We start from the raw sequence: 20,589 nt of genomic DNA on the forward strand, positions 1-20,589 counted from the left end.
GGTAAGCAGAGTTTTTGAAATGTAAGGCCTTTGAATAAGACAAAAGGCTGCCTCATCGCTAACTTTGCAACAGTGCCGGATTGAATATAACCGACGTGACTGTTACATTTAGGTGGCTAAACCCGTCAAGCCCTCAGGAGTGAATCATGACCGTAGTCACGACCGCCGATACCTCCCAACTGTACGCACTTGCAGCCCGACATGGGCTCAAGCTCCATGGCCCGCTGACTGTCAATGAGCTTGGGCTCGACTATAGGATCGTGATCGCCACCGTCGACGATGGACGTCGGTGGGTGCTGCGCATCCCGCGCCGAGCCGAGGTAAGCGCGAAGGTCGAACCAGAGGCGCGGGTGCTGGCAATGCTCAAGAATCGCCTGCCGTTCGCGGTGCCGGACTGGCGCGTGGCCAACGCCGAGCTCGTTGCCTATCCCATGCTCGAAGACTCGACTGCGATGGTCATCCAGCCTGGTTCGTCCACGCCCGACTGGGTCGTGCCGCAGGACTCGGAGGTCTTCGCGGAGAGCTTCGCGACCGCGCTCGCCGCCCTGCATGCCGTCCCCATTTCCGCCGCCGTGGATGCGGGGATGCTCATCCGTACACCGACGCAGGCCCGTCAGAAGGTGGCCGACGACGTTGACCGCGTCCGACGCGAGTTCGTGGTGAACGACAAGCGCCTCCACCGGTGGCAGCGCTGGCTCGACGACGATTCGTCGTGGCCAGATTTCTCCGTGGTGGTGCATGGCGATCTCTACGTGGGCCATGTGCTCATCGACAACACGGAGCGCGTCAGCGGGATGATCGACTGGAGCGAGGCCCGCGTTGATGACCCTGCCATCGACATGGCCGCGCACCTTATGGTCTTTGGTGAAGAGGGGCTCGCGAAGCTCCTCCTCACGTATGAAGCGGCCGGTGGCCGGGTGTGGCCGCGGCTCGCCCACCACATCGCGGAGCGCCTTGCGTTCGGGGCGGTCACCTACGCACTCTTCGCCCTCGACTCGGGTAACGAAGAGTACCTCGCTGCGGCGAAGGCGCAGCTCGCCGCAGCGGAATGAGCGAACGTCGATATAGCCCGCTCGCGACGCTGTTCGCGGCGACCTTTCTCTTCCGGATCGGCAACGCGGTGGCGGCCCTCGCGCTTCCATGGTTCGTCCTGTCTCATACAAAGAGCGCGGCCTGGGCGGGCGCCACGGCCGCTAGCAGCGTCATCGCGACCATCATCGGCGCGTGGGTTGGTGGTGGCCTCGTCGATCGGTTCGGGCGCGCGCCCGTCGCATTGATCTCGGGTGTGGTGGGCGGCGTGGCCATGGCGAGCATCCCACTGCTCGATGCCGTTGGCGCCCTCTCGAACACTGGGCTGATCGCTTGCGTGGTGCTCGGTGCCGCGTTCGACGCACCCGGTATGGCCGCGCAGGACAGTGAGCTGCCCAAACTCGGCCACGTCGCCGGGCTCTCCGTTGAGCGCGTCTCGTCACTGAAAGCGGTGATCGGGAACGTCGCGATTCTAGGTGGCCCGGCCCTTGGGGGGGCCGCAATCGGCCTGCTTGGCGCTGCGCCAACGCTCGGGCTGACGGCGTTCTGCTCCGTCCTTGCAGGTCTGCTCGGCGCGTGGGTGCTTCCCGCGCGTGCCGCTCGGACGATGACCACGACGGCGACTCTCTCCATGCGCGCCGGCGTCGCTTTTCTCTGGAGCGAACCCCTGCTGCGCCCTCTCTTTGGTATAGTGATGATCTTCGTGGGCATCGTTGGCGCCAACGGCAGCGTCATCATGCCTGCGCTGTTTGTAGATGCAGGACGCCAAGTAGCAGAGCTCGGGCTGTTCTCCTCAATGATGGGGGCTGGTGGTCTCCTTGGCATTGCCATTCATGCGTCGGTCGGCGCCCGGATATCAGCGCAGAACTGGCTGGCGGTGGCATTTTGTGGCTCTGCGGTGGGCTCGCTTCTGCTTTCACAGTTGCCAGGCGTGCCGGTGCTGATGTTGTTGGGCGCGCTCGTGGGACTGCTGACCGGCTCAGTCTCTCCCATTCTCAACGCTGCCATCTACAACCGCACGCCGCCAGAACTTCTCGGCCGGGTACTCGGCACGGTCTCGGCGGTGATGCTGTCAGCCTCGCCCATGGTTATGCTTGCGGCCGGCGCGTTTGTCGACCTTGCTGGTCCGCTCCCTGGCCTCGTTGTATCGGCCGTGTTTGCGGGGCTCGTGGCTCTACTCTCGCTCCGTCTTCAATTTGCTACAATGGCGGCGGCAGCCACAGCCTCCGCCCCAACCCATACAGAAGGTGAACACTGATGCCCCGCCCCAAGCTCAAGTCCGATGACGAGGTACTCGAGGCCGCCACCGTAGTGCTGAAGCGTTGCGGTCCCATAGAGTTCACGCTCAGCGGAGTAGCAAAGGAGGTGGGGCTCTCCCGCGCAGCGTTAATCCAGCGCTTCACCAACCGCGATACGCTGCTGGTGAGGATGATGGAGCGCGGCGTCGAGCAGGTGCGGCATTACCTGAATGCGATACCGATAGGCGCAGGGCCGCAAGGGCTCTGGGAATTTTTGCAGGTGCTCGTTCGGAGCATGAACACTCGCAACGACTTCTCGGTGAACTATCTCATCTCCTGGTACGAGCTCCAGGTGCCGGAGCTACGCACGCTTGCGATCCAGCGGAACCGCGCGGTGGTGGAGGGGATCCGCAAGCGACTGCCCCCAGGTGCTCCTGCGGCAGCTGAGTTGCTCCTGCACTCGGTCATCGCTGGCGCGACGATGCAGTGGGCCGTCGATCCGGATGGTGAGCTAGCTGATCATGTGCTGGCTCAGATCGCTGCCATCCTGTGTTTAATGTTTCCCGAACACGACGATTTCCAACTCCTCCAGGCACATGCGTAAACGGAGGTGTGCAGAGTCCCTGCGGCAGGCGACGAACACGACCGTCGTCGATTAGTACCGGTACGGTCGGTGGTATCGAAGTCTTGATCACCACTCAGGTCTACGGCTTACAAATGGTGACCATCCCGATACTTGCGTCAGAGCACCGGGCCGATTCTTTGACAGTGAATCACTCCCGTAAGGTTGTGCCGGTGTGGGTGTCCCGGGTCGAGACGATACTCCGCCAATGCGCCCAGCAAACAACCTGGCCATCGCAGGTGGTGGGGAGCGGTGTGGCGGATGAGTTGGACAAGTTGGTGTAGCAGCACGAGCACGGCGAGATAACATCGCAGGAGTTCGACATGCTCAAGAGACAGCTGATTGCGAATCGCGATGCAGATTCATAACCCGATTGCGGGTTGGCTTCACTCCACCATCACCGAGCAGACTAGCACGGCGGGCTCTGTTGCAAAGATTGGCGGCAGTCAGAGGTAGGCTGTCGCTCTGCGCCGATCAGGCGGCTGCTGCGAAATGGTGGTTGAGCATGCCCATGGCCTCCGTCAGCGCCGAGGGCCCAATGCCAAAAGCTCTCTCCACAAGGCGCACCTCGCCCCTGATGCCGGGCTGCAGGCACCAGGGGCGAGCCTGTCCTTTGCGCAGGGCTCGCATGACTTCGAATCCCTTGATCGTGGCATAGGCCGTGGGGATCGATTTGAAACCGCGCACCGGCTTGATCAGTATCTTGAGCTTTCCGTGATCGGCCTCGATCACGTTATTGAGATACTTCACCTGCCGGTGGGCCGTCTCCCGGTCCAGCTTTCCTTCGCGCTTCAATTCGGTGATCGCTGCACCATAGCTCGGCGCTTTGTCGGTATTGAGCGTGGCAGGCTTTTCCCAGTGCTTCAGGCCTCGCAGGGCCTTGCCCAGGAACCGCTTCGCTGCCTTGGCGCTGCGGGTCGGCGACAGGTAGAAATCGATCGTGTCGCCCCGCTTGTCGACTGCCCGGTACAGGTAGGTCCACTTGCCCCGCACCTTGACGTAGGTTTCATCCAGGCGCCAGCTCGGATCAAAGCCACGCCGCCAGAACCAGCGCAGCCGCTTCTCCATCTCCGGGGCGTAGCACTGGACCCAGCGATAGATCGTCGTATGGTCGACCGAAATGCCGCGTTCCGCCAGCATTTCCTCAAGGTCGCGATAGCTGATCGGATAGCGACAATACCAGCGCACCGCCCACAGGATCACATCACCCTGGAAATGGCGCCACTTGAAATCCGTCATCGTTCCGTCCGTCCAATCTCCGCCAAGCATGCTCAAGCTTCACGATTTTTGCAACAGAGCCCACACGAGTATTGAGCATAGTCGAGATTGGTGCAGATCACTTCTGATATTGAACTGTCAGGAGCTGGCTGCACAACAGCCATTACGCCCAATCAACTGGTGCAGTCGTCTTCTGAAAATGACAATCCAGTTAGGGTATAGCTCAACCTGACATAGAAGCAAAAACTCAACCACCTTCTACCAACTCTCCGAACAGCTCCTTGACCTTTGTTTTCGCATCAGCAAGTGCAGTTCTGCCTTGTTCAGTGATGTCATAAACACGCCGTTCACGTCGCCCGGTGCGTTCGTGGCGTGAGGTCAGATAGCCTTTTTTTTCCAGGCCGTGCAGCATCGGGTACACGGTGCCAGCGCTCATCTCGTAGCCGTGTCGGCGTAGCTCTTCGATGATCCCCAGCCCAAAGACAGGTTCCTCGGCTGCATGGTGAAGGATGTGCAGGCGGATCAAACCGCCGTAGAGGTCTTTGTCAGTCATTTTTTGTGCCTCACAGAGCGACGCTCAACAGCCACCCAGCTGCACCGCTACCGAGGACAACCAGCCACGGCGGGAGCTTCCAGAACATAAGTGCGACAAGGGCAACTAATGCCAAGCCGAAGTCTTGCGGCTGAAAGATGGCGCTAGTCCATACAGGCTGATACAGCGCGGCCAGCAGCAAGCCGACTACAGCGGCATTGATCCCGGCCAGCGCAGCTTGGATGCCTGTATTGCGGCGCAAACGCTCCCAAAATGGCATTGATCCGACGACCAGCAAGAACGAGGGCGCGAAGATAGCCAGCAGACACACAATGCCGCCGATCCAGCCCGACGGGGCGGTGTTCATCGAGGCACCAAGAAACGCGGCGAACGTGAACAAAGGGCCGGGCACCGCTTGAGCTGCCCCGTACCCCGCGAGAAAGGATTCATTGTTGACCCAGCCGGAGGGCACCACTTCGGCTTGCAGTAATGGCAGCACAACGTGACCACCGCCGAACACCAGTGATCCGACACGATAGAAGGAATCCACCATTGCCATGGTTTGACTTGGCATCAGTTCGGCCAACACCGGCAGGCCAATCAGCAAGACAAAGAACAGCGAGAGCCAAAGCACGCCGGCCCGGTGACTGACCGTGATAGGTAGGGGGTCATGCTCAACAACTTTCGCTGGCTTGAACAATAACCGGCCTGCGATGCCTGCGATAGCAATCACGCCAACCTGTCCCCACGCGGACGGCACAAGTAAAACGACGCAGGTAGCAATTGCCATGATGGTGACTCGCAGCCCATCCGTGCATAGGTTACGCGCCATGCCCCATACTGCTTGAGCGACCACGGCCACAGCCACCACTTTTAAGCCATGCAACGCGCCCTGCGAGACGTAATCGCCATAGCTGGAGATGCCGAGCGCAAAAAGGATCAAGGCTATGGCAGACGGCAGCGTGAAGCCAGCCCAAGCAGCCAGCGCCCCGCTGTATCCAGCCCGAGACAGTCCTACCGCTATGCCGACCTGGCTGCTTGCAGGCCCTGGCAAGAACTGACAAAGCGCGACCAAGTCAGCATAGCTCCGTTCGGAGAGCCAGCGCCGCCGTGTGACAAATTCGGCGCGGAAGTAGCCCAAGTGCGCAATGGGGCCGCCAAAAGATGTCAATCCAAGCCGCAGAAAAATAAGAAAGACCGACCATGGTCTGCTGTCATCGGTAGGGTTATTCGTCATACTTTCGCCTTCATGATCTGCAACGAGTTGATCAATAATAAGCGAAATTCGATAACGAAATTCGATATAAATCTAGAAAAAAATACCTCTATGTGTACTACGCAGTTTTAGCTGTGGCTTTCACAGGAGCACGCTTACTTACGGCTTAGCGTGCTTTATTTAATGAGATGGTCACTCCCTCCTTCCCGGTACTATGCTGAGGACAGGCTTTCATTCGGAGAACTATCATGGAAAACATTGCGCTCATTGGTATCGATCTGGGTAAAAACTCTTTCCATATTCATTGCCAGGATCGTCGCGGGAAGGCTGTTTACCGTAAAAAATTTACCCGGCCAAAGTTGATCGAATTTTTGGCGACATGCCCCGCTACAACCATCGCAATGGAAGCCTGTGGCGGTTCTCACTTTATGGCACGCAAGTTGGAAGAGTTGGGGCATTCCCCAAAGCTGATATCACCACAATTTGTCCGCCCGTTCGTTAAAAGCAATAAAAACGACTTTGTCGACGCCGAAGCTATTTGTGAAGCTGCATCGCGTCCGTCTATGCGTTTTGTGCAGCCCAGAACGGAATCTCAGCAGGCAATGCGGGCTCTGCATCGTGTCCGTGAATCCCTGGTTCAGGATAAGGTAAAAACAACCAATCAAATGCATGCTTTTCTGCTGGAATTTGGCATTAGCGTTCCCCGAGGAGCTGCCGTTATTAGCCGACTGAGTACCATTCTTGAGGATAATAGTTTGCCTCTTTACCTCAGCCAGTTATTGCTGAAATTACAACAGCATTATCACTATCTTGTTGAGCAGATTAAAGATTTGGAATCCCAGTTGAAACGAAAGTTGGACGAAGATGAGGTTGGACAGCGCTTGCTGAGCATTCCCTGCGTCGGAACACTGACAGCGAGTACTATTTCAACTGAGATTGGCGACGGGAAGCAGTACGCCAGCAGCCGTGACTTTGCGGCGGCAACAGGGCTTGTACCTCGGCAGTACAGCACGGGAGGTAGGACGACATTGCTGGGAATTAGTAAGCGAGGTAATAAAAAGATCCGAACTTTGTTGGTTCAATGTGCCAGGGTATTCATACAAAAACTGGAACACCAGTCTGGCAAATTGGCCGATTGGGTCAGGGATTTACTGTGCCGGAAAAGCAACTTTGTCGTCACTTGTGCTCTGGCAAACAAGCTGGCCAGAATAGCCTGGGCCCTAACGGCACGACAGCAAACTTATGTAGCATAACGGCAGAAATACACCGGTTTAAAGAATTACTGATCTGGTTTTGCGAATACTGATATTGATGATACTAACGGCCCACCGGCCTGTTGAGGAACCTGTAAAACGGAAAGGCTCATTGAAGCCGTATATTTTCTGGAGGTTCATCAGGCGCGGAACTCATCAAGGCGCGGGAATAAAATCCCATTCAGACGCCGGATAGATTCAAGCAAGCCAACTTGTCGTCAAAATCGGTGTTGCAAAAACGGGAGTGACCATAGATTCCGTTTTCTGAGGCGATCCCTAGGAGCTCGGATCTCAGGACGAAGGTCTCCGCGAATGTCCGGTCGATCCGCGCGACGTCCCAGGCGGGCGTTCCCTTGGCGGACATCCACGCCGCAGCGTCGTGCATCAGCCGCACAACCTCGTCGATATCACCCGAGCAGGCGACCCGAACGTTCGGAGGCTCCTCGCTGTCCATTCGCTCCCCTGGCGCGGTATGAACCGCCGCCTCATAGTGCAGTTTGATCCTGACGAGCCCAGCATGTCTGCGCCCACCTTCGCGGAACCTGACCAGGGTCCGCTAGCGGGCGGCCGGAAGGTGAATGCTAGGCATGATCTAACCCTCGGTCTCTGGCGTCGCGACTGCGAAATTTCGCGAGGGTTTCCGAGAAGGTGATTGCGCTTCGCAGATCTCCAGGCGCGTGGGTGCGGACGTAGTCAGCGCCATTGCCGATCGCGTGAAGTTCCGCCGCAAGGCTCGCTGGACCCAGATCCTTTACAGGAAGGCCAACGGTGGCGCCCAAGAAGGATTTCCGCGACACCGAGACCAATAGCGGAAGCCCCAACGCCGACTTCAGCTTTTGAAGGTTCGACAGCACGTGCAGCGATGTTTCCGGTGCGGGGCTCAAGAAAAATCCCATCCCCGGATCGAGGATGAGCCGGTCGGCAGCGACCCCGCTCCGTCGCAAGGCGGAAACCCGCGCCTCGAAGAACCGCACAATCTCGTCGAGCGCGTCTTCGGGTCGAAGGTGACCGGTGCGGGTGGCGATGCCATCCCGCTGCGCTGAGTGCATAACCACCAGCCTGCAGTCCGCCTCAGCAATATCGGGATAGAGCGCAGGGTCAGGAAATCCTTGGATATCGTTCAGGTAGCCCACGCCGCGCTTGAGCGCATAGCGCTGGGTTTCCGGTTGGAAGCTGTCGATTGAAACACGGTGCATCTGATCGGACAGGGCGTCTAAGAGCGGCGCAATACGTCTGATCTCATCGGCCGGCGATACAGGCCTCGCGTCCGGATGGCTGGCGGCCGGTCCGACATCCACGACGTCTGATCCGACTCGCAGCATTTCGATCGCCGCGGTGACAGCGCCGGCGGGGTCTAGCCGCCGGCTCTCATCGAAGAAGGAGTCCTCGGTGAGATTCAGAATGCCGAACACCGTCACCATGGCGTCGGCCTCCGCAGCGACTTCCACGATGGGGATCGGGCGAGCAAAAAGGCAGCAATTATGAGCCCCATACCTACAAAGCCCCACGCATCAAGCTTTTGCCCATGAAGCAACCAGGCAATGGCTGTAATTATGACGACGCCGAGTCCCGACCAGACTGCATAAGCAACACCGACAGGGATGGATTTCAGAACCAGAGAAAGAAAATAAAATGCGATGCCATAACCGATTATGACAACGGCGGAAGGGGCAAGCTTAGTAAAGCCCTCGGTACATTTGTTTTCTGATTTAGTGACAATGGTAAGGAACAGTTATGCAAATCAACTTAAATACTCCGGGCACAGCGGCTACATCAACAATACAAACTGTTGCTCCTGCTGCTCAGGCTAAAACCACCACTACAACAGCACCCTCTACTGCAGACACTGTCACCTTATCTGCTGAAGCAAAGGCGAAGCTGGCTGCAGAGCAGCAAGAATCTAAAGCAATAAATCCAACACTGACTACATTAGGTGGTGGCTGGGGTAATGAACCACCAAAATAAGAGGTAGTTTGTGGGGACATTTATTACGACTCTTGCTGAGTACTTATGGGTGTTGTGCATAGGTTCTCTACTGCTGTCCTTAGTCTGGTCGGCCAGTAAATCTGCACGAATAACCATATTGATACTCACTTTATCGGGATTAGCTCAAGACAGGATTGCTCCTTTGCTGATGGGGATATCTGAAACATCTCCTGAGCTCGCTCGCTTACTTTGGTACCCAAGTTGGGTGATATGTCAAACATTGACGCTTGGTATCATCTGGGTTATTCATAGAAAATTCGTATGGGCGGTTGAACAAATCACTCAATTCATTTGTTTAAGCATCTTGATGCACTCTGTTCTGCAGGTAGCGAGATTCACAGACAGAGTCATATTTGGCACTGATCTATTGGGTGGTATATACAAATATGGAATACCAGCTATAAATATCGCAGCAATTTTAGCGATATTTTTATGGTCCATATCAGGAGCCGTCAAGCACAGAAAGGAACTTCAGGAATGCTGACTTTTGTTATGTCTGCAATTACGTTTGGCTTTTTACTGTTAAGTCTGTTTTTCTACAAGAAGTTGATTGGAATGTCAGATGCATTAAACATTATCGAAAAGCAGGTGGCCGCTGATATGGAGATCCGGGCGCATAGATTATGCCTGCTTGCATACGAAGCGCAACGGTTCGGTAACTCTGTGGATAGACGTGCTTTGGATGAAGAGTTTAAAGATTTTTTGCACCTGTACATTGAAGACTACCAAGCAGAAGTCGCAAAAAAGATCAGAGAACATAAGCTCAGCGAGATTTCTGCCTACGGATTTATTAAATTAGATAAGTAGTCATAACAACAAAGCTGTGGACAAGATCTGTCTTGTCTTATTTTAAATGCCCCCCACTGCTTCTCATAGTGATGCACGCCAGCTTTGGCCACCTTTAGATTTGACTGATGCTGCTTGTTAAGAAAATTCTGAATATCTTGCTGAACCTGATGCACAGCATCCAGTAATTGGGCTAAAGCAAACTCCTCGGCATGAAACACAAAGGTTTTACTGGCAGGTTCAAGCCAGCAAAACATGGCTTCATTATCCATCCAGGTGATCACCTGATTAAAACCGGTTAAATGATGCGCTTGATAACGACGCAGAGCAGTATTATCCCGCACTGAATGATCCAGCTCATCTGCATGACGCCATAACGCCTCATTCCGCAGTGGATGGTTTAGATCAGGCAGGTTGATTTCACTTCGCAGCGCCATGGCTCTATGACACAAATCCAGCCCCAGTTCTCCGCAACACTTGGCGGGCCAGAAAATCCGGGATAATTGATAGCTATGGATCAGAATTAAATGCACGGCATCGTACATATCTTCACAAGCCCGGCGCTGACAATCCCAGTCTTCAGACCAGTCATGTAATTGTTTGATGGCTCTGTCCAGTTGCTGACCAGCCTCAACGACTAACTCAGCTTGCAGTTCTGCCTGCTTCATGTAGACCAATAATTCTTTGGCATCCATTTCAACACTCCTGTAAGACGAGACAACACCCTGATTCGGGTACTCTGTATTTTCAGTGTAGAAAGCAAAAAGTCCTTTGCAAGCTGACAAAACAGAAGCTAAGTTATAGATTTTCCAGTTATTACCTATTAACGGTCCTTCAATAAATCTAAGCTGCTGAGTTCATGTGATATAGCATCTTTTGGATTTTTCAGATTTTTTGTATTTATTTTCAACAATCTGCTGTTCTGTTCAGCAAAAAAGCGAGTCACAAGCTATCGGTTATAAAATAAGATGGCCGTTCTAAACCGGGCTTTCATCAAATAGTTACATCTGTTTTTTAAACTTTGACGTACAATAACTGCCTTTTTCGTTGCTGCAGAGGAATTTTATGCTGGGCTTTTTTGAACGCTTAACCAACCCTTTCCCTGATAAAGAGCCAACTCAGCCACCTCAAGGCCTGTTTGCATTTTGTTTGCATTACAGTCAAGGCATGGTGTTGCCTCTGATCCTGATGTCTATTGCGACAGCCTTACTGGCCGCATTAGAAGTGTCCTTATTTGGCTATATGGGGCAATTAGTCGATTGGTTGGTAACCAAGAATCCGGCTACTTTCTGGCAGGAAGAGCAGGATACCTTGATCACTATGGCCATAGTGATGTTGCTGGTGTTGCCTGGTTTGGTATTTTTTCACTCAGCCCTGATCCACCAAACTATATTGGGTAACTACCCTATGTCGATCCGCTGGCTGGCGCATCGTTATTTACTGAAACAAAGTTTGGGTTTCTACCAGAATGAATTCGCTGGTCGCATCGCCACTAAAGTGATGCAAACGGCTTTGGCAGTGCGCGAAACGGCCACCAAGCTGCTGGATGTGATGGTGTATGTGGTGGTGTATTTTGGCTCTATGTTGTATCTGATCGCCGATGCAGATTGGCGCTTGGTACTGCCGATGATTGCCTGGTTAGTCATATACACCGGCTTGCAGTTTTATTTTGTGCCGAGACTGAAACAAGTTGCAACAGAACAAGCCGATGCCCGTTCAGAAATGACAGGCCGTATTGTCGACAGCTACACCAATATCAGCACTATTAAACTGTTTTCACACACGGCTCGTGAGTCAGAATACGCCCGCGATAGCATGCAGCTGTTTCTGGTGCCTGTGTACAGACAAATGCGACTGGCTACCTGGCTCAATATTTGTGTGCAGGGTCTGAACTATCTGTTGGTGTTCTCTATTGCCACGCTGGCGATATGGCTTTGGTCTGTCAATGCCGTCACTGTGGGCTCTATTGCCATCGCAGTCAGTCTGGCGCTGCGTTTAAATGGTATGTCGCAGTGGATCATGTGGGAAGTCAGTGCACTGTTTGAAAACATAGGTACTGTGGCAGATGGTATTGCGACTTTGTCTCAGCCTCAGCAAATCATCGACAAAGCTGATGCGAAGCCGCTTGAAGTGCCACAAGGTCAGATTGAGTTTAAGCAACTGAACTTTAACTACGGCAAAGCAGCAGGTGAACATGGTCCTGTGATTGATGGTCTGGACTTGTCGATTAAACCCGGTGAAAAAGTAGGTTTAGTCGGCCGTTCTGGTGCTGGTAAATCCACGCTGGTGAACTTACTGCTGCGCTTTTATGATGTCAATTCAGGCCAGATTTTGATAGACGGTCAGGACATCAAAACTGTATCACAGGAAAGTCTTCGCGCTCATATAGCTATGGTGACCCAGGATACCTCCCTGCTACACCGTACTGTAAGGGAAAATATTTTATATGGTCGTCCTGGCGCTACCGAAGCGGAAATGATTGAAGCAGCCCGTTTAGCCGAAGCCGATGCTTTTATTCAGGAGCTTACCGATCCTAAAGGCAACAGTGGCTACGACGCTCAGGTGGGCGAACGTGGAGTCAAGCTTTCTGGTGGTCAACGTCAACGTATTGCAATAGCTCGGGTTTTACTGAAAAACGCCCCTATTCTGATTTTGGATGAAGCCACCTCAGCGCTGGACTCCGAAGTAGAATCAGCTATTCAGCATAGTCTGACTCAGTTGATGATAGGCAAAACGGTTATAGCCATTGCACACCGTTTATCTACCATAGCAGCTATGGACAGGCTGATCGTTCTGGATCAAGGTCGTATTGTGGAACAAGGCAGTCATCAGGAACTGATCGCCAAAGGCGGTATTTACGCTCAATTATGGGCGCATCAAACCGGCGGCTTTATTGGTGTGGAATAAATAATAAAGGTCAGAGTCTTGGCTCTGACCTGTTGTTTTTAGCTTAAACGCGGGTCGGTTTCAGCGACCATCGGCCGGTTTAAATGCGCATTTCTGAACTGTAATAATACAGGGAAGGGTTTTAAGTCGACTAAATCGCGGAACAATATCCAGTCGATTAAAGTGAACAGACTGATACCAGGATAGTCCCAGTCACCGAAATGCCCTGCCCTGATTTGTTGCTCAAGTGCCTCTAGCGTCGCCTGAATTCGCTCATGCTGAAGATTAAAAAACAATTTATCTTCAGTCACGTCAAAACCTGAGCGCTTACAAAGCAGTAATTCAACCAAGGAGTCTGTGCAGGCATTGATGGTCGTCAGACCGTTTTCCTGATCCCAGCTCAATGGTTTGAATTTCAGTTTCGAAGCCAAATAACGATAAATTACGCCTGAATCAAAAATAACCTGCTCTCCATCCACTAACACAGGCACTTTGCGTGCCGGATTATGTTGTACCAACACTGAACGGCCTTCAGACTCAAAAATATTAAGCGCTACAAACTGATAAGGTTGCCCTGCCAGTACTAAACGTAAACGACGAACAAAAGGGGAAGCCACTGAACCTAATAACTGCATAACCTACTCCAATTTCAAACCATAGCTTTAGTGTACAACCAGAGTCAGCGGCTTAGATAGTGCTGATAGTCTGTTAATTTGGGCTTAGGGCAGAAAGCTTTTTCAATTCAAATTGATACGCAGTCTGAGCAACCTGCGCAATGATAGCTTCATTGGTTCGGCTTGACTCGGCTGAGTCTTTCACAAAAACAGCAACCAGCAAGGGCCGTCCATCAGGCAACAGAATGATACCTAAATCATTAGTGGCCGCAGTTTTTCCGGCTTTGATACCCGAAGTACCAGTTTTATGTGCGACCACAGTACCAGCTGGTAACAAACCTTTTAACCGCTCTGGTCCTGTGGTGGTTTCGACCATCCACTTCCATAACAAAGCCTGCGAGGTTTCAGACAGCTGTGTTTTTTGCTCAAACTTTTTCAGGATCTCTGCAGCACCTTTCATCGAGGTCCAGTTTTGATACTGCACCTGATCATCGGCGTGCATCTGCGCTTCATTTGCGACCACAGCGGTCTCCTTTATACCCATAGACTGGATATAGTCATGCAAAGCAGCTGGTCCACCAACCAGTTCAAATAACAAATCACAGGCCACGTTATCGCTGTGCGAGACCGAGTATTGCAGCAGTTGCTGCACTGGAACACTAAACTCGTCTCCCTGATACGCTTTCATTATCGGAGCCCAGGTATTCTGTAAAACCTTAGCCCTGTTTACGATAACGGTCTGATTTAAATCCAACTTTCCCTGATCAACCTGATGCAGTACCAACATAGCTAAATGCAATTTAAATACACTTTGCATTGGGAATTTTTCAAAAGGATTAATCAGTAAAGGTTCCAGATCGTCAGGCCCCCACACTGCAACGCCTACAGTGGCTTTTTTTCCAATGACTATGGATTCAATTTGCTCTTTTAACAGTGGGGATTGCGCTGAGGTTTCGAATGAACTAAAAGATACCATCAGTAGCGTCGAGGCAGTAACTACAGCTTTTATAATGACATTCATCGGATTGTCCTTTTGATAAGTCGATATGAATTATACAAAAGGCAGCCAAAGCTGCCTTTTTAGGGTATAGGAAGTATAAACCACCTTTTTGGGTATAGGAAGTATAAGGGTATAGGAAGTATAAACCACCTTTTTGCTCCTCATCCGAAGTATCTTACCTGAAATTCCCTCACTCGTTTACCGCTCAAGCCCCAATTTTAACTGCCGGTCCAGCCTAAACCGCTCTAATAAGGTTCGATTTGGCGGTAAAATCTCTAGCCTGATAGCTCGAGAGATACAAACTGCCCCACCGCCCCGTTTAAAAGTTGGCAGTGTTGAGCAGTGTTGGATTTGGGGTCGTCAGTCAAAGAGACGACTCTGTGATGGATCGAACAGGCTGGGAGTCAGTGGCGGCGCTCGTTCTGGTGGCAGCTCACGCTGCTTGGCGGCATTCGCCTTGGCTGTTTTCTGTTTCAGATGCTTGAGAATCTGCTCAATGACCTTCGGATCTTCGATGCTGGCAATCACTTTGACGTGACCGCCGCAGTGTTCGCAGACTTCAATATCAATATTGAAGACTCGCTTGAGGCGTTGCATCCAGGTCATGGCGCGGTGGCGCTCTGCAGGACTCTTGTCACGCCAGTTAGTATCGAGACCTTCCGATTTGTCGGGCTTCTTGCCCCGCTTGGCGGGTGTTACTTGAACTCGGTGTTTGCTGTTCGGTGCAAAGACGCCGTGGAAGCGTGTGAGGTTGACTCGCGGCTTAGGTACCAACGCAGCGAGTTTGGCGATGAAGTCCAGCGGCTCGAAGATCACATGGGTGGTGCCATTGCGGTACGGAGTTTTGAGCTCGTAACGCACCTGCCCATTGGCGGTTAATGCCAGACGTTTTTCTGAAACCGCTGGCCGACTAATGTAGCGACACAAGCGCTCAAGCTTATCCCGCTGATGCGCTTCGGCCATCACACCGGCGTGTAGCGAGAAACCAGCATGGTTGGCTACTCGACTGCTTGAGTCGGCTTTATCCTCACGCCCTGGCAAGGTTTGCAGGGTGAAGACTTTGCGCCCTTGCTGGGGGCCGACGGCAATGCGATACGTAACCGAAGCACCATGTAATTGAGTCAGCGTATCGTCTTCGCCCTCTTCCAGTGTCAACCACGTATTCTCGGCATCACGCTCCAAAATCCCACGCTTTTCCATGCAGCGAGCGATGCGATGGCTGAGGGTGTGAGCGAGCGTATTCAGCTCATCGTAAGTGGGTGCCTTGACACGATGGAAGCGTTGCTTGCCATAGTCATCTTCGGCATAGACACCATCGAGAAACAGCATGTGGTAGTGGACATTGAGATTTAGCGCGGAGCCAAAGCGTTGGATAAGAGTCACTGAGCCAGTTTGTGCAGAGGCTTTGGTGTAACCGGCTTTTTTGATCAGATGAGTTGAGAGTGTACGATAGACGATACTCAAGACCTGGCCCATCAGCTGGGGATGGCGAGCCAGCAAAAAGCGTAGCTGGAAAGGAAAGCTGAGCACCCACTGGCGAATGGGCTCCTTGGGGAAGACTTCGTCTATCAGCAGCGCCGCACTCTCGGCCATCCGGCGGGCACCGCAGCTAGGGCAAAAGCCGCGTCGTTTACAGCTGAAGGCGACCAGACGCTCGTGATGACAATCCTCGCAGCGAACCCGCATGAAACCATACTCCAGACGGCCACATTGGAGGAGGTCGTTGAATTCTTGTTGGATGTAGCGAGGCAGGTGTTGACCTTGGGCTTCGAGTGAGGCTTTGAAGGCTGGGTAGTGCTGCTCAACCAGCTGGTAGAGCAGCGTCTGGTCGGGTTGGTGGCGTTCGTAACCGTTTGTTTGAGTGGGCGATTGACTCGCCGTGGCGTTCCTTGCCAGCGACATGGGTATCCTCCGCTGATACTGTGGTTATGTACAGTATCAGCGGCTTGCGTTCAGACGTCCAGTCTGGCCCTAGACATCGCTAAATGCTTAACCCGCAATAGCCCTCACGAGTTGTTATCAGCCACTACCGGTTGAGCGAGAAGGTTTTGGGTTCAGGGTGCTATTGCTCCACCAATCACAATACTGAAGCCCCAACTGTTATCAGTTGGGGCTTTTTCTTGTCTGTTTGCGGCGGTTGCGTTTTATCGGTAGTCGTCGAGCTCTGCACCATCCCACATAAGAGCTTAACGGTGCGATCTTCAACGCCATCACACAAAACTTTCTTTTTCACGCACAGTCAACTTATTGGATGTTTTATTAACAACCCAAAAGGAGATATTTAGCGGGCGGCCGGAAGGTGAATGCTAGGCATGATCTAACCCTCGGTCTCTGGCGTCGCGACTGCGAAATTTCGCGAGGGTTTCCGAGAAGGTGATTGCGCTTCGCAGATCTCCAGGCGCGTGGGTGCGGACGTAGTCAGCGCCATTGCCGATCGCGTGAAGTTCCGCCGCAAGGCTCGCTGGACCCAGATCCTTTACAGGAAGGCCAACGGTGGCGCCCAAGAAGGATTTCCGCGACACCGAGACCAATAGCGGAAGCCCCAACGCCGACTTCAGCTTTTGAAGGTTCGACAGCACGTGCAGCGATGTTTCCGGTGCGGGGCTCAAGAAAAATCCCATCCCCGGATCGAGGATGAGCCGGTCGGCAGCGACCCCGCTCCGTCGCAAGGCGGAAACCCGCGCCTCGAAGAACCGCACAATCTCGTCGAGCGCGTCTTCGGGTCGAAGGTGACCGGTGCGGGTGGCGATGCCATCCCGCTGCGCTGAGTGCATAACCACCAGCCTGCAGTCCGCCTCAGCAATATCGGGATAGAGCGCAGGGTCAGGAAATCCTTGGATATCGTTCAGGTAGCCCACGCCGCGCTTGAGCGCATAGCGCTGGGTTTCCGGTTGGAAGCTGTCGATTGAAACACGGTGCATCTGATCGGACAGGGCGTCTAAGAGCGGCGCAATACGTCTGATCTCATCGGCCGGCGATACAGGCCTCGCGTCCGGATGGCTGGCGGCCGGTCCGACATCCACGACGTCTGATCCGACTCGCAGCATTTCGATCGCCGCGGTGACAGCGCCGGCGGGGTCTAGCCGCCGGCTCTCATCGAAGAAGGAGTCCTCGGTGAGATTCAGAATGCCGAACACCGTCACCATGGCGTCGGCCTCCGCAGCGACTTCCACGATGGGGATCGGGCGAGCAAAAAGGCAGCAATTATGAGCCCCATACCTACAAAGCCCCACGCATCAAGCTTTTGCCCATGAAGCAACCAGGCAATGGCTGTAATTATGACGACGCCGAGTCCCGACCAGACTGCATAAGCAACACCGACAGGGATGGATTTCAGAACCAGAGAAAGAAAATAAAATGCGATGCCATAACCGATTATGACAACGGCGGAAGGGGCAAGCTTAGTAAAGCCCTCGCTAGATTTTAATGCGGATGTTGCGATTACTTCGCCAACTATTGCGATAACAAGAAAAAGCCAGCCTTTCATGATATATCTCCCAATTTGTGTAGGGCTTATTATGCACGCTTAAAAATAATAAAAGCAGACTTGACCTGATAGTTTGGCTGTGAGCAATTATGTGCTTAGTGCATCTAACGCCGCTAAGCAGCGGCACATTTTGCGTTTTGAGCGCAGCGAAGCAAAATGTGTCCGATGGCTTGGATGGTTAACCCCTTTGCCAGATTTGATAGCGATAATTTATATTTGAATGAAATTCCTGCTCGAACACCACATTGAACTCTTTGGGGATTTCCGGAAAGAAAACATTGCCCTCTGGCTCGGAATCTATTGTCGAGATATGTAGCGTGTCGGCATGGGCGATCAGACTCTTGTAGATCTCTCCACCACCAGAAACAACAACATGGTTCGTAAGAGTCTTTAGCTCCCTCATTGCTGCTTCTATAGATGGAAACACAACCACATCATCGTTAGTAGCTACCGATCCTGAGCGGCTGACAACTGCATACTTTCTATTTGGGAGAGCCCCCATTGCCTCAAATGTTTTACGGCCGACTAAGAGCCATTGATTGTAAGTTATTGCTTTAAAAAGCAGCTGCTCACCTTTAGCGTTCCACGGGATATCCGAGCCGCAGCCAATAACCCCATTTCTTGCTTTTGCAGCCATTAGTGATATTTTCACGATACTCCTTTGGGTTAACGCCGCCATAAACGGCGACAGGGTGGCGCGCCTATTGCGCATAAAATGGCGAAGCCATGCGCAACAGGCGCGGAATCTCTGGCGTCCGGTTTGATGGCTTTGTTATGCAAAGGACTAGTCTTCAATGACGTGTAAACCACGGCGCTTTAAGTCCTCCAACGAATCCAACATTCCCCTTATTAATTCAACAGGATGCCCCTCCCAGTCTTCAACAACGCCAACAATTCTCAAGGGTTCGCAGGTTCTATAGGACTGTGTTGGATTACCGGGAAATCTTTTGTTCGTAAGATTCGGATCGTCTTCGAACGGTCCTGTTGGCTCAACTATGTATATGTAGCCGCGACCCTCGAGGCCAGACAGTGACATAGCAAGTTCAGCTCCCCAAACTGCTGGCTCCATCAAGGCTGAAAAGTAGATGTGCTTAAGAATACGACCGTCCTCGAAATGAGAGATGAACCCTGTGGTTAGCAAGTCACCAATCGCCAAATTGGCTTTGGTTCCATGATAGAACGGTCCTTGCACCTGCTTGTAATTATCATGAGAGATGGGAATCCAATCTTTTACCATTTTAAGACCCTTAATTGTTGGGATTTGGCTGCATAACTTTGTTTTAGGGCGACTGCCCTGCTGCGTAACATCGTTGCTGCTCCATAACATCAAACATCGACCCACGGCGTAACGCGCTTGCTGCTTGGATGCCCGAGGCATAGACTGTACAAAAAAACAGTCATAACAAGCCATGAAAACCGCCACTGCGCCGTTACCACCGCTGCGTTCGGTCAAGGTTCTGGACCAGTTGCGTGAGCGCATACGCTACTTGCATTACAGTTTACGAACCGAACAGGCTTATGTCCACTGGGTTCGTGCCTTCATCCGTTTCCACGGTGTGCGTCACCCGGCAACCTTGGGCAGCAGCGAAGTCGAGGCATTTCTGTCCTGGCTGGCGAACGAGCGCAAGGTTTCGGTCTCCACGCATCGTCAGGCATTGGCGGCCTTGCTGTTCTTCTACGGCAAGGTGCTGTGCACGGATCTGCCCTGGCTTCAGGAGATCGGAAGACCTCGGCCGTCGCGGCGCTTGCCGGTGGTGCTGACCCCGGATGAAGTGGTTCGCATCCTCGGTTTTCTGGAAGGCGAGCATCGTTTGTTCGCCCAGCTTCTGTATGGAACGGGCATGCGGATCAGTGAGGGTTTGCAACTGCGGGTCAAGGATCTGGATTTCGATCACGGCACGATCATCGTGCGGGAGGGCAAGGGCTCCAAGGATCGGGCCTTGATGTTACCCGAGAGCTTGGCACCCAGCCTGCGCGAGCAGCTGTCGCGTGCACGGGCATGGTGGCTGAAGGACCAGGCCGAGGGCCGCAGCGGCGTTGCGCTTCCCGACGCCCTTGAGCGGAAGTATCCGCGCGCCGGGCATTCCTGGCCGTGGTTCTGGGTTTTTGCGCAGCACACGCATTCGACCGATCCACGGAGCGGTGTCGTGCGTCGCCATCACATGTATGACCAGACCTTTCAGCGCGCCTTCAAACGTGCCGTAGAACAAGCAGGCATCACGAAGCCCGCCACACCGCACACCCTCCGCCACTCGTTCGCGACGGCCTTGCTCCGCAGCGGTTACGACATTCGAACCGTGCAGGATCTGCTCGGCCATTCCGACGTCTCTACGACGATGATTTACACGCATGTGCTGAAAGTTGGCGGTGCCGGAGTGCGCTCACCGCTTGATGCGCTGCCGCCCCTCACTAGTGAGAGGTAGGGCAGCGCAAGTCAATCCTGGCGGATTCACTACCCCTGCGCGAAGGCCATCGGTGCCGCATCGAACGGCCGGTTGCGGAAAGTCCTCCCTGCGTCCGCTGATGGCCGGCAGCAGCCCGTCGTTGCCTGATGGATCCAACCCCTCCGCTGCTATAGTGCAGTCGGCTTCTGACGTTCAGTGCAGCCGTCTTCTGAAAACGACAATGGAGGTGGTAGCCGAGGGGGCACTGTTGCAAAGTTAGCGATGAGGCAGCCTTTTGTCTTATTCAAAGGCCTTACATTTCAAAAACTCTGCTTACC

21 protein-coding genes and 1 pseudogene are annotated in these 20,589 nt (G+C 53.3%); 8 read left to right on the forward strand and 14 right to left on the reverse strand.

Going from position 1 to position 20,589, the window contains the following annotated elements; genetic code table 11:
* Positions 1–146 precede the first annotated feature (146 nt).
* Genes R7190_RS24540 through mphR(A) form a run of 3 tightly spaced genes read left to right on the forward strand, consistent with a single transcriptional unit; the run spans position 147 to position 2,871 of the window.
* Positions 147–1,052, forward strand: a complete 906-nt coding sequence (locus tag R7190_RS24540) for an Mph(A) family macrolide 2'-phosphotransferase (RefSeq protein ID WP_000219391.1) — start codon at positions 147–149, stop codon at positions 1,050–1,052.
* Positions 1,049–2,287 carry a macrolide resistance MFS transporter Mrx(A) gene (mrx(A), locus tag R7190_RS24545; protein WP_000004159.1) on the forward strand — a complete coding sequence of 413 codons (1,239 nt, stop codon included), beginning with the start codon at positions 1,049–1,051 and terminating at the stop codon, positions 2,285–2,287. The genes R7190_RS24540 and mrx(A) overlap by 4 nt, the downstream gene beginning before the upstream one ends.
* Complete coding sequence (gene mphR(A), locus R7190_RS24550; protein ID WP_001137892.1) at positions 2,287–2,871, forward strand: macrolide-binding transcriptional repressor MphR(A); 585 nt, start codon at positions 2,287–2,289, stop codon at positions 2,869–2,871. Before mrx(A) ends, mphR(A) begins: the two co-directional genes overlap by 1 nt.
* A gap of 492 nt (positions 2,872–3,363) precedes the next feature.
* Here the strand turns inward: mphR(A) and R7190_RS24555 are convergent, their stop codons facing one another.
* From R7190_RS24555 to chrA, 3 genes are all read right to left on the reverse strand, one after another.
* Positions 3,364–4,128 (reverse strand): IS6-like element IS6100 family transposase, encoded by a 765-nt coding sequence (locus R7190_RS24555; RefSeq protein WP_001389365.1) that lies wholly within the window; start codon positions 4,126–4,128, stop codon positions 3,364–3,366.
* Positions 4,129–4,354: 226 nt separating this feature from the next.
* On the reverse strand, positions 4,355–4,660 hold the full coding sequence (locus R7190_RS24565; RefSeq protein WP_000130000.1) for a PadR family transcriptional regulator: 306 nt from the start codon (positions 4,658–4,660) through the stop codon (positions 4,355–4,357).
* A 10-nt stretch (positions 4,661–4,670) separates the two neighbouring features.
* Positions 4,671–5,876 carry a chromate efflux transporter gene (gene chrA, locus R7190_RS24570; protein ID WP_000184001.1) on the reverse strand — a complete coding sequence of 402 codons (1,206 nt, stop codon included), beginning with the start codon at positions 5,874–5,876 and terminating at the stop codon, positions 4,671–4,673.
* Positions 5,877–6,103: 227 nt separating this feature from the next.
* On the opposite strand from chrA, the gene R7190_RS24575 reads away from it, so the two are divergent.
* Positions 6,104–7,108, forward strand: a complete 1,005-nt coding sequence (locus tag R7190_RS24575) for an IS110-like element IS4321 family transposase (RefSeq protein WP_000427623.1) — start codon at positions 6,104–6,106, stop codon at positions 7,106–7,108.
* Between the two features lie 247 nt (positions 7,109–7,355).
* Here the strand turns inward: R7190_RS24575 and R7190_RS24580 are convergent.
* The 3 genes and pseudogenes from R7190_RS24580 to R7190_RS24590 form a co-directional block, all read right to left on the reverse strand.
* Positions 7,356–7,562: pseudogene (locus R7190_RS24580) on the reverse strand (hypothetical protein); the annotation flags it as partial.
* 127 nt (positions 7,563–7,689) lie between these two features.
* On the reverse strand, positions 7,690–8,529 hold the full coding sequence (gene sul1 / locus R7190_RS24585; protein ID WP_000259031.1) for a sulfonamide-resistant dihydropteroate synthase Sul1: 840 nt from the start codon (positions 8,527–8,529) through the stop codon (positions 7,690–7,692).
* Positions 8,523–8,840 carry a DMT family transporter gene (locus R7190_RS24590; RefSeq protein ID WP_071211019.1) on the reverse strand — a complete coding sequence of 106 codons (318 nt, stop codon included), beginning with the start codon at positions 8,838–8,840 and terminating at the stop codon, positions 8,523–8,525. The genes sul1 (R7190_RS24585) and R7190_RS24590 overlap by 7 nt, the downstream gene beginning before the upstream one ends.
* A gap of 2 nt (positions 8,841–8,842) precedes the next feature.
* Between R7190_RS24590 and R7190_RS24595 the strand changes: the two genes are divergently transcribed.
* Both R7190_RS24595 and R7190_RS24600 read left to right on the forward strand, forming a co-directional pair.
* Positions 8,843–9,073, forward strand: coding sequence for a hypothetical protein (locus R7190_RS24595; RefSeq protein WP_032495677.1), 231 nt, complete (start codon positions 8,843–8,845; stop codon positions 9,071–9,073).
* 498 nt (positions 9,074–9,571) lie between these two features.
* Entirely contained in the window at positions 9,572–9,901 is a 330-nt protein-coding gene (locus tag R7190_RS24600; RefSeq protein WP_033917513.1) for a hypothetical protein, read from the forward strand.
* Here the strand turns inward: R7190_RS24600 and R7190_RS24605 are convergent.
* Positions 9,874–10,575 carry a hypothetical protein gene (locus tag R7190_RS24605; RefSeq protein ID WP_032495674.1) on the reverse strand — a complete coding sequence of 234 codons (702 nt, stop codon included), beginning with the start codon at positions 10,573–10,575 and terminating at the stop codon, positions 9,874–9,876. The genes R7190_RS24600 and R7190_RS24605 overlap by 28 nt on opposite strands.
* Before the next feature lie 370 nt (positions 10,576–10,945).
* On the opposite strand from R7190_RS24605, the gene R7190_RS24610 reads away from it, so the two are divergent.
* Positions 10,946–12,787: an ABC transporter ATP-binding protein gene (locus R7190_RS24610; protein WP_032495614.1), complete on the forward strand. Its 1,842-nt coding sequence runs from the start codon at positions 10,946–10,948 to the stop codon at positions 12,785–12,787.
* A gap of 38 nt (positions 12,788–12,825) precedes the next feature.
* Here the strand turns inward: R7190_RS24610 and R7190_RS24615 are convergent, their stop codons facing one another.
* From R7190_RS24615 to R7190_RS24645, 7 genes are all read right to left on the reverse strand, one after another.
* Positions 12,826–13,401 carry a glutathione S-transferase family protein gene (locus tag R7190_RS24615; RefSeq protein WP_001176353.1) on the reverse strand — a complete coding sequence of 192 codons (576 nt, stop codon included), beginning with the start codon at positions 13,399–13,401 and terminating at the stop codon, positions 12,826–12,828.
* A 73-nt stretch (positions 13,402–13,474) separates the two neighbouring features.
* On the reverse strand, positions 13,475–14,401 hold the full coding sequence (locus R7190_RS24620; RefSeq protein ID WP_001100753.1) for an inhibitor-resistant extended-spectrum class A beta-lactamase PER-1: 927 nt from the start codon (positions 14,399–14,401) through the stop codon (positions 13,475–13,477).
* 339 nt (positions 14,402–14,740) lie between these two features.
* Positions 14,741–16,282: an IS91-like element ISCR1 family transposase gene (locus R7190_RS24625; protein WP_000050481.1), complete on the reverse strand. Its 1,542-nt coding sequence runs from the start codon at positions 16,280–16,282 to the stop codon at positions 14,741–14,743.
* Positions 16,283–16,686: 404 nt separating this feature from the next.
* Positions 16,687–17,526, reverse strand: a complete 840-nt coding sequence (sul1, locus tag R7190_RS24630; RefSeq protein ID WP_000259031.1) for a sulfonamide-resistant dihydropteroate synthase Sul1 — start codon at positions 17,524–17,526, stop codon at positions 16,687–16,689.
* Positions 17,520–17,867: a quaternary ammonium compound efflux SMR transporter QacE delta 1 gene (locus tag R7190_RS24635; protein WP_000679427.1), complete on the reverse strand. Its 348-nt coding sequence runs from the start codon at positions 17,865–17,867 to the stop codon at positions 17,520–17,522. Before R7190_RS24635 ends, sul1 (R7190_RS24630) begins: the two co-directional genes overlap by 7 nt.
* A gap of 178 nt (positions 17,868–18,045) precedes the next feature.
* Positions 18,046–18,519, reverse strand: a complete 474-nt coding sequence (dfrA27, locus tag R7190_RS24640; RefSeq protein WP_001749985.1) for a trimethoprim-resistant dihydrofolate reductase DfrA27 — start codon at positions 18,517–18,519, stop codon at positions 18,046–18,048.
* A 132-nt stretch (positions 18,520–18,651) separates the two neighbouring features.
* The gene (locus R7190_RS24645; protein WP_001749986.1) at positions 18,652–19,104 is read right to left on the reverse strand and encodes an NAD(+)--rifampin ADP-ribosyltransferase Arr-3; all 453 of its coding nucleotides are present in this window, start codon (positions 19,102–19,104) and stop codon (positions 18,652–18,654) included.
* A 172-nt stretch (positions 19,105–19,276) separates the two neighbouring features.
* On the opposite strand from R7190_RS24645, the gene intI1 reads away from it, so the two are divergent.
* Positions 19,277–20,290, forward strand: coding sequence for a class 1 integron integrase IntI1 (gene intI1, locus R7190_RS24650; RefSeq protein WP_000845048.1), 1,014 nt, complete (start codon positions 19,277–19,279; stop codon positions 20,288–20,290).
* The last annotated feature ends 299 nt before the right edge of the window (positions 20,291–20,589 follow it).

Source organism: Vibrio sp. 1078-1, assembly GCF_033340475.1.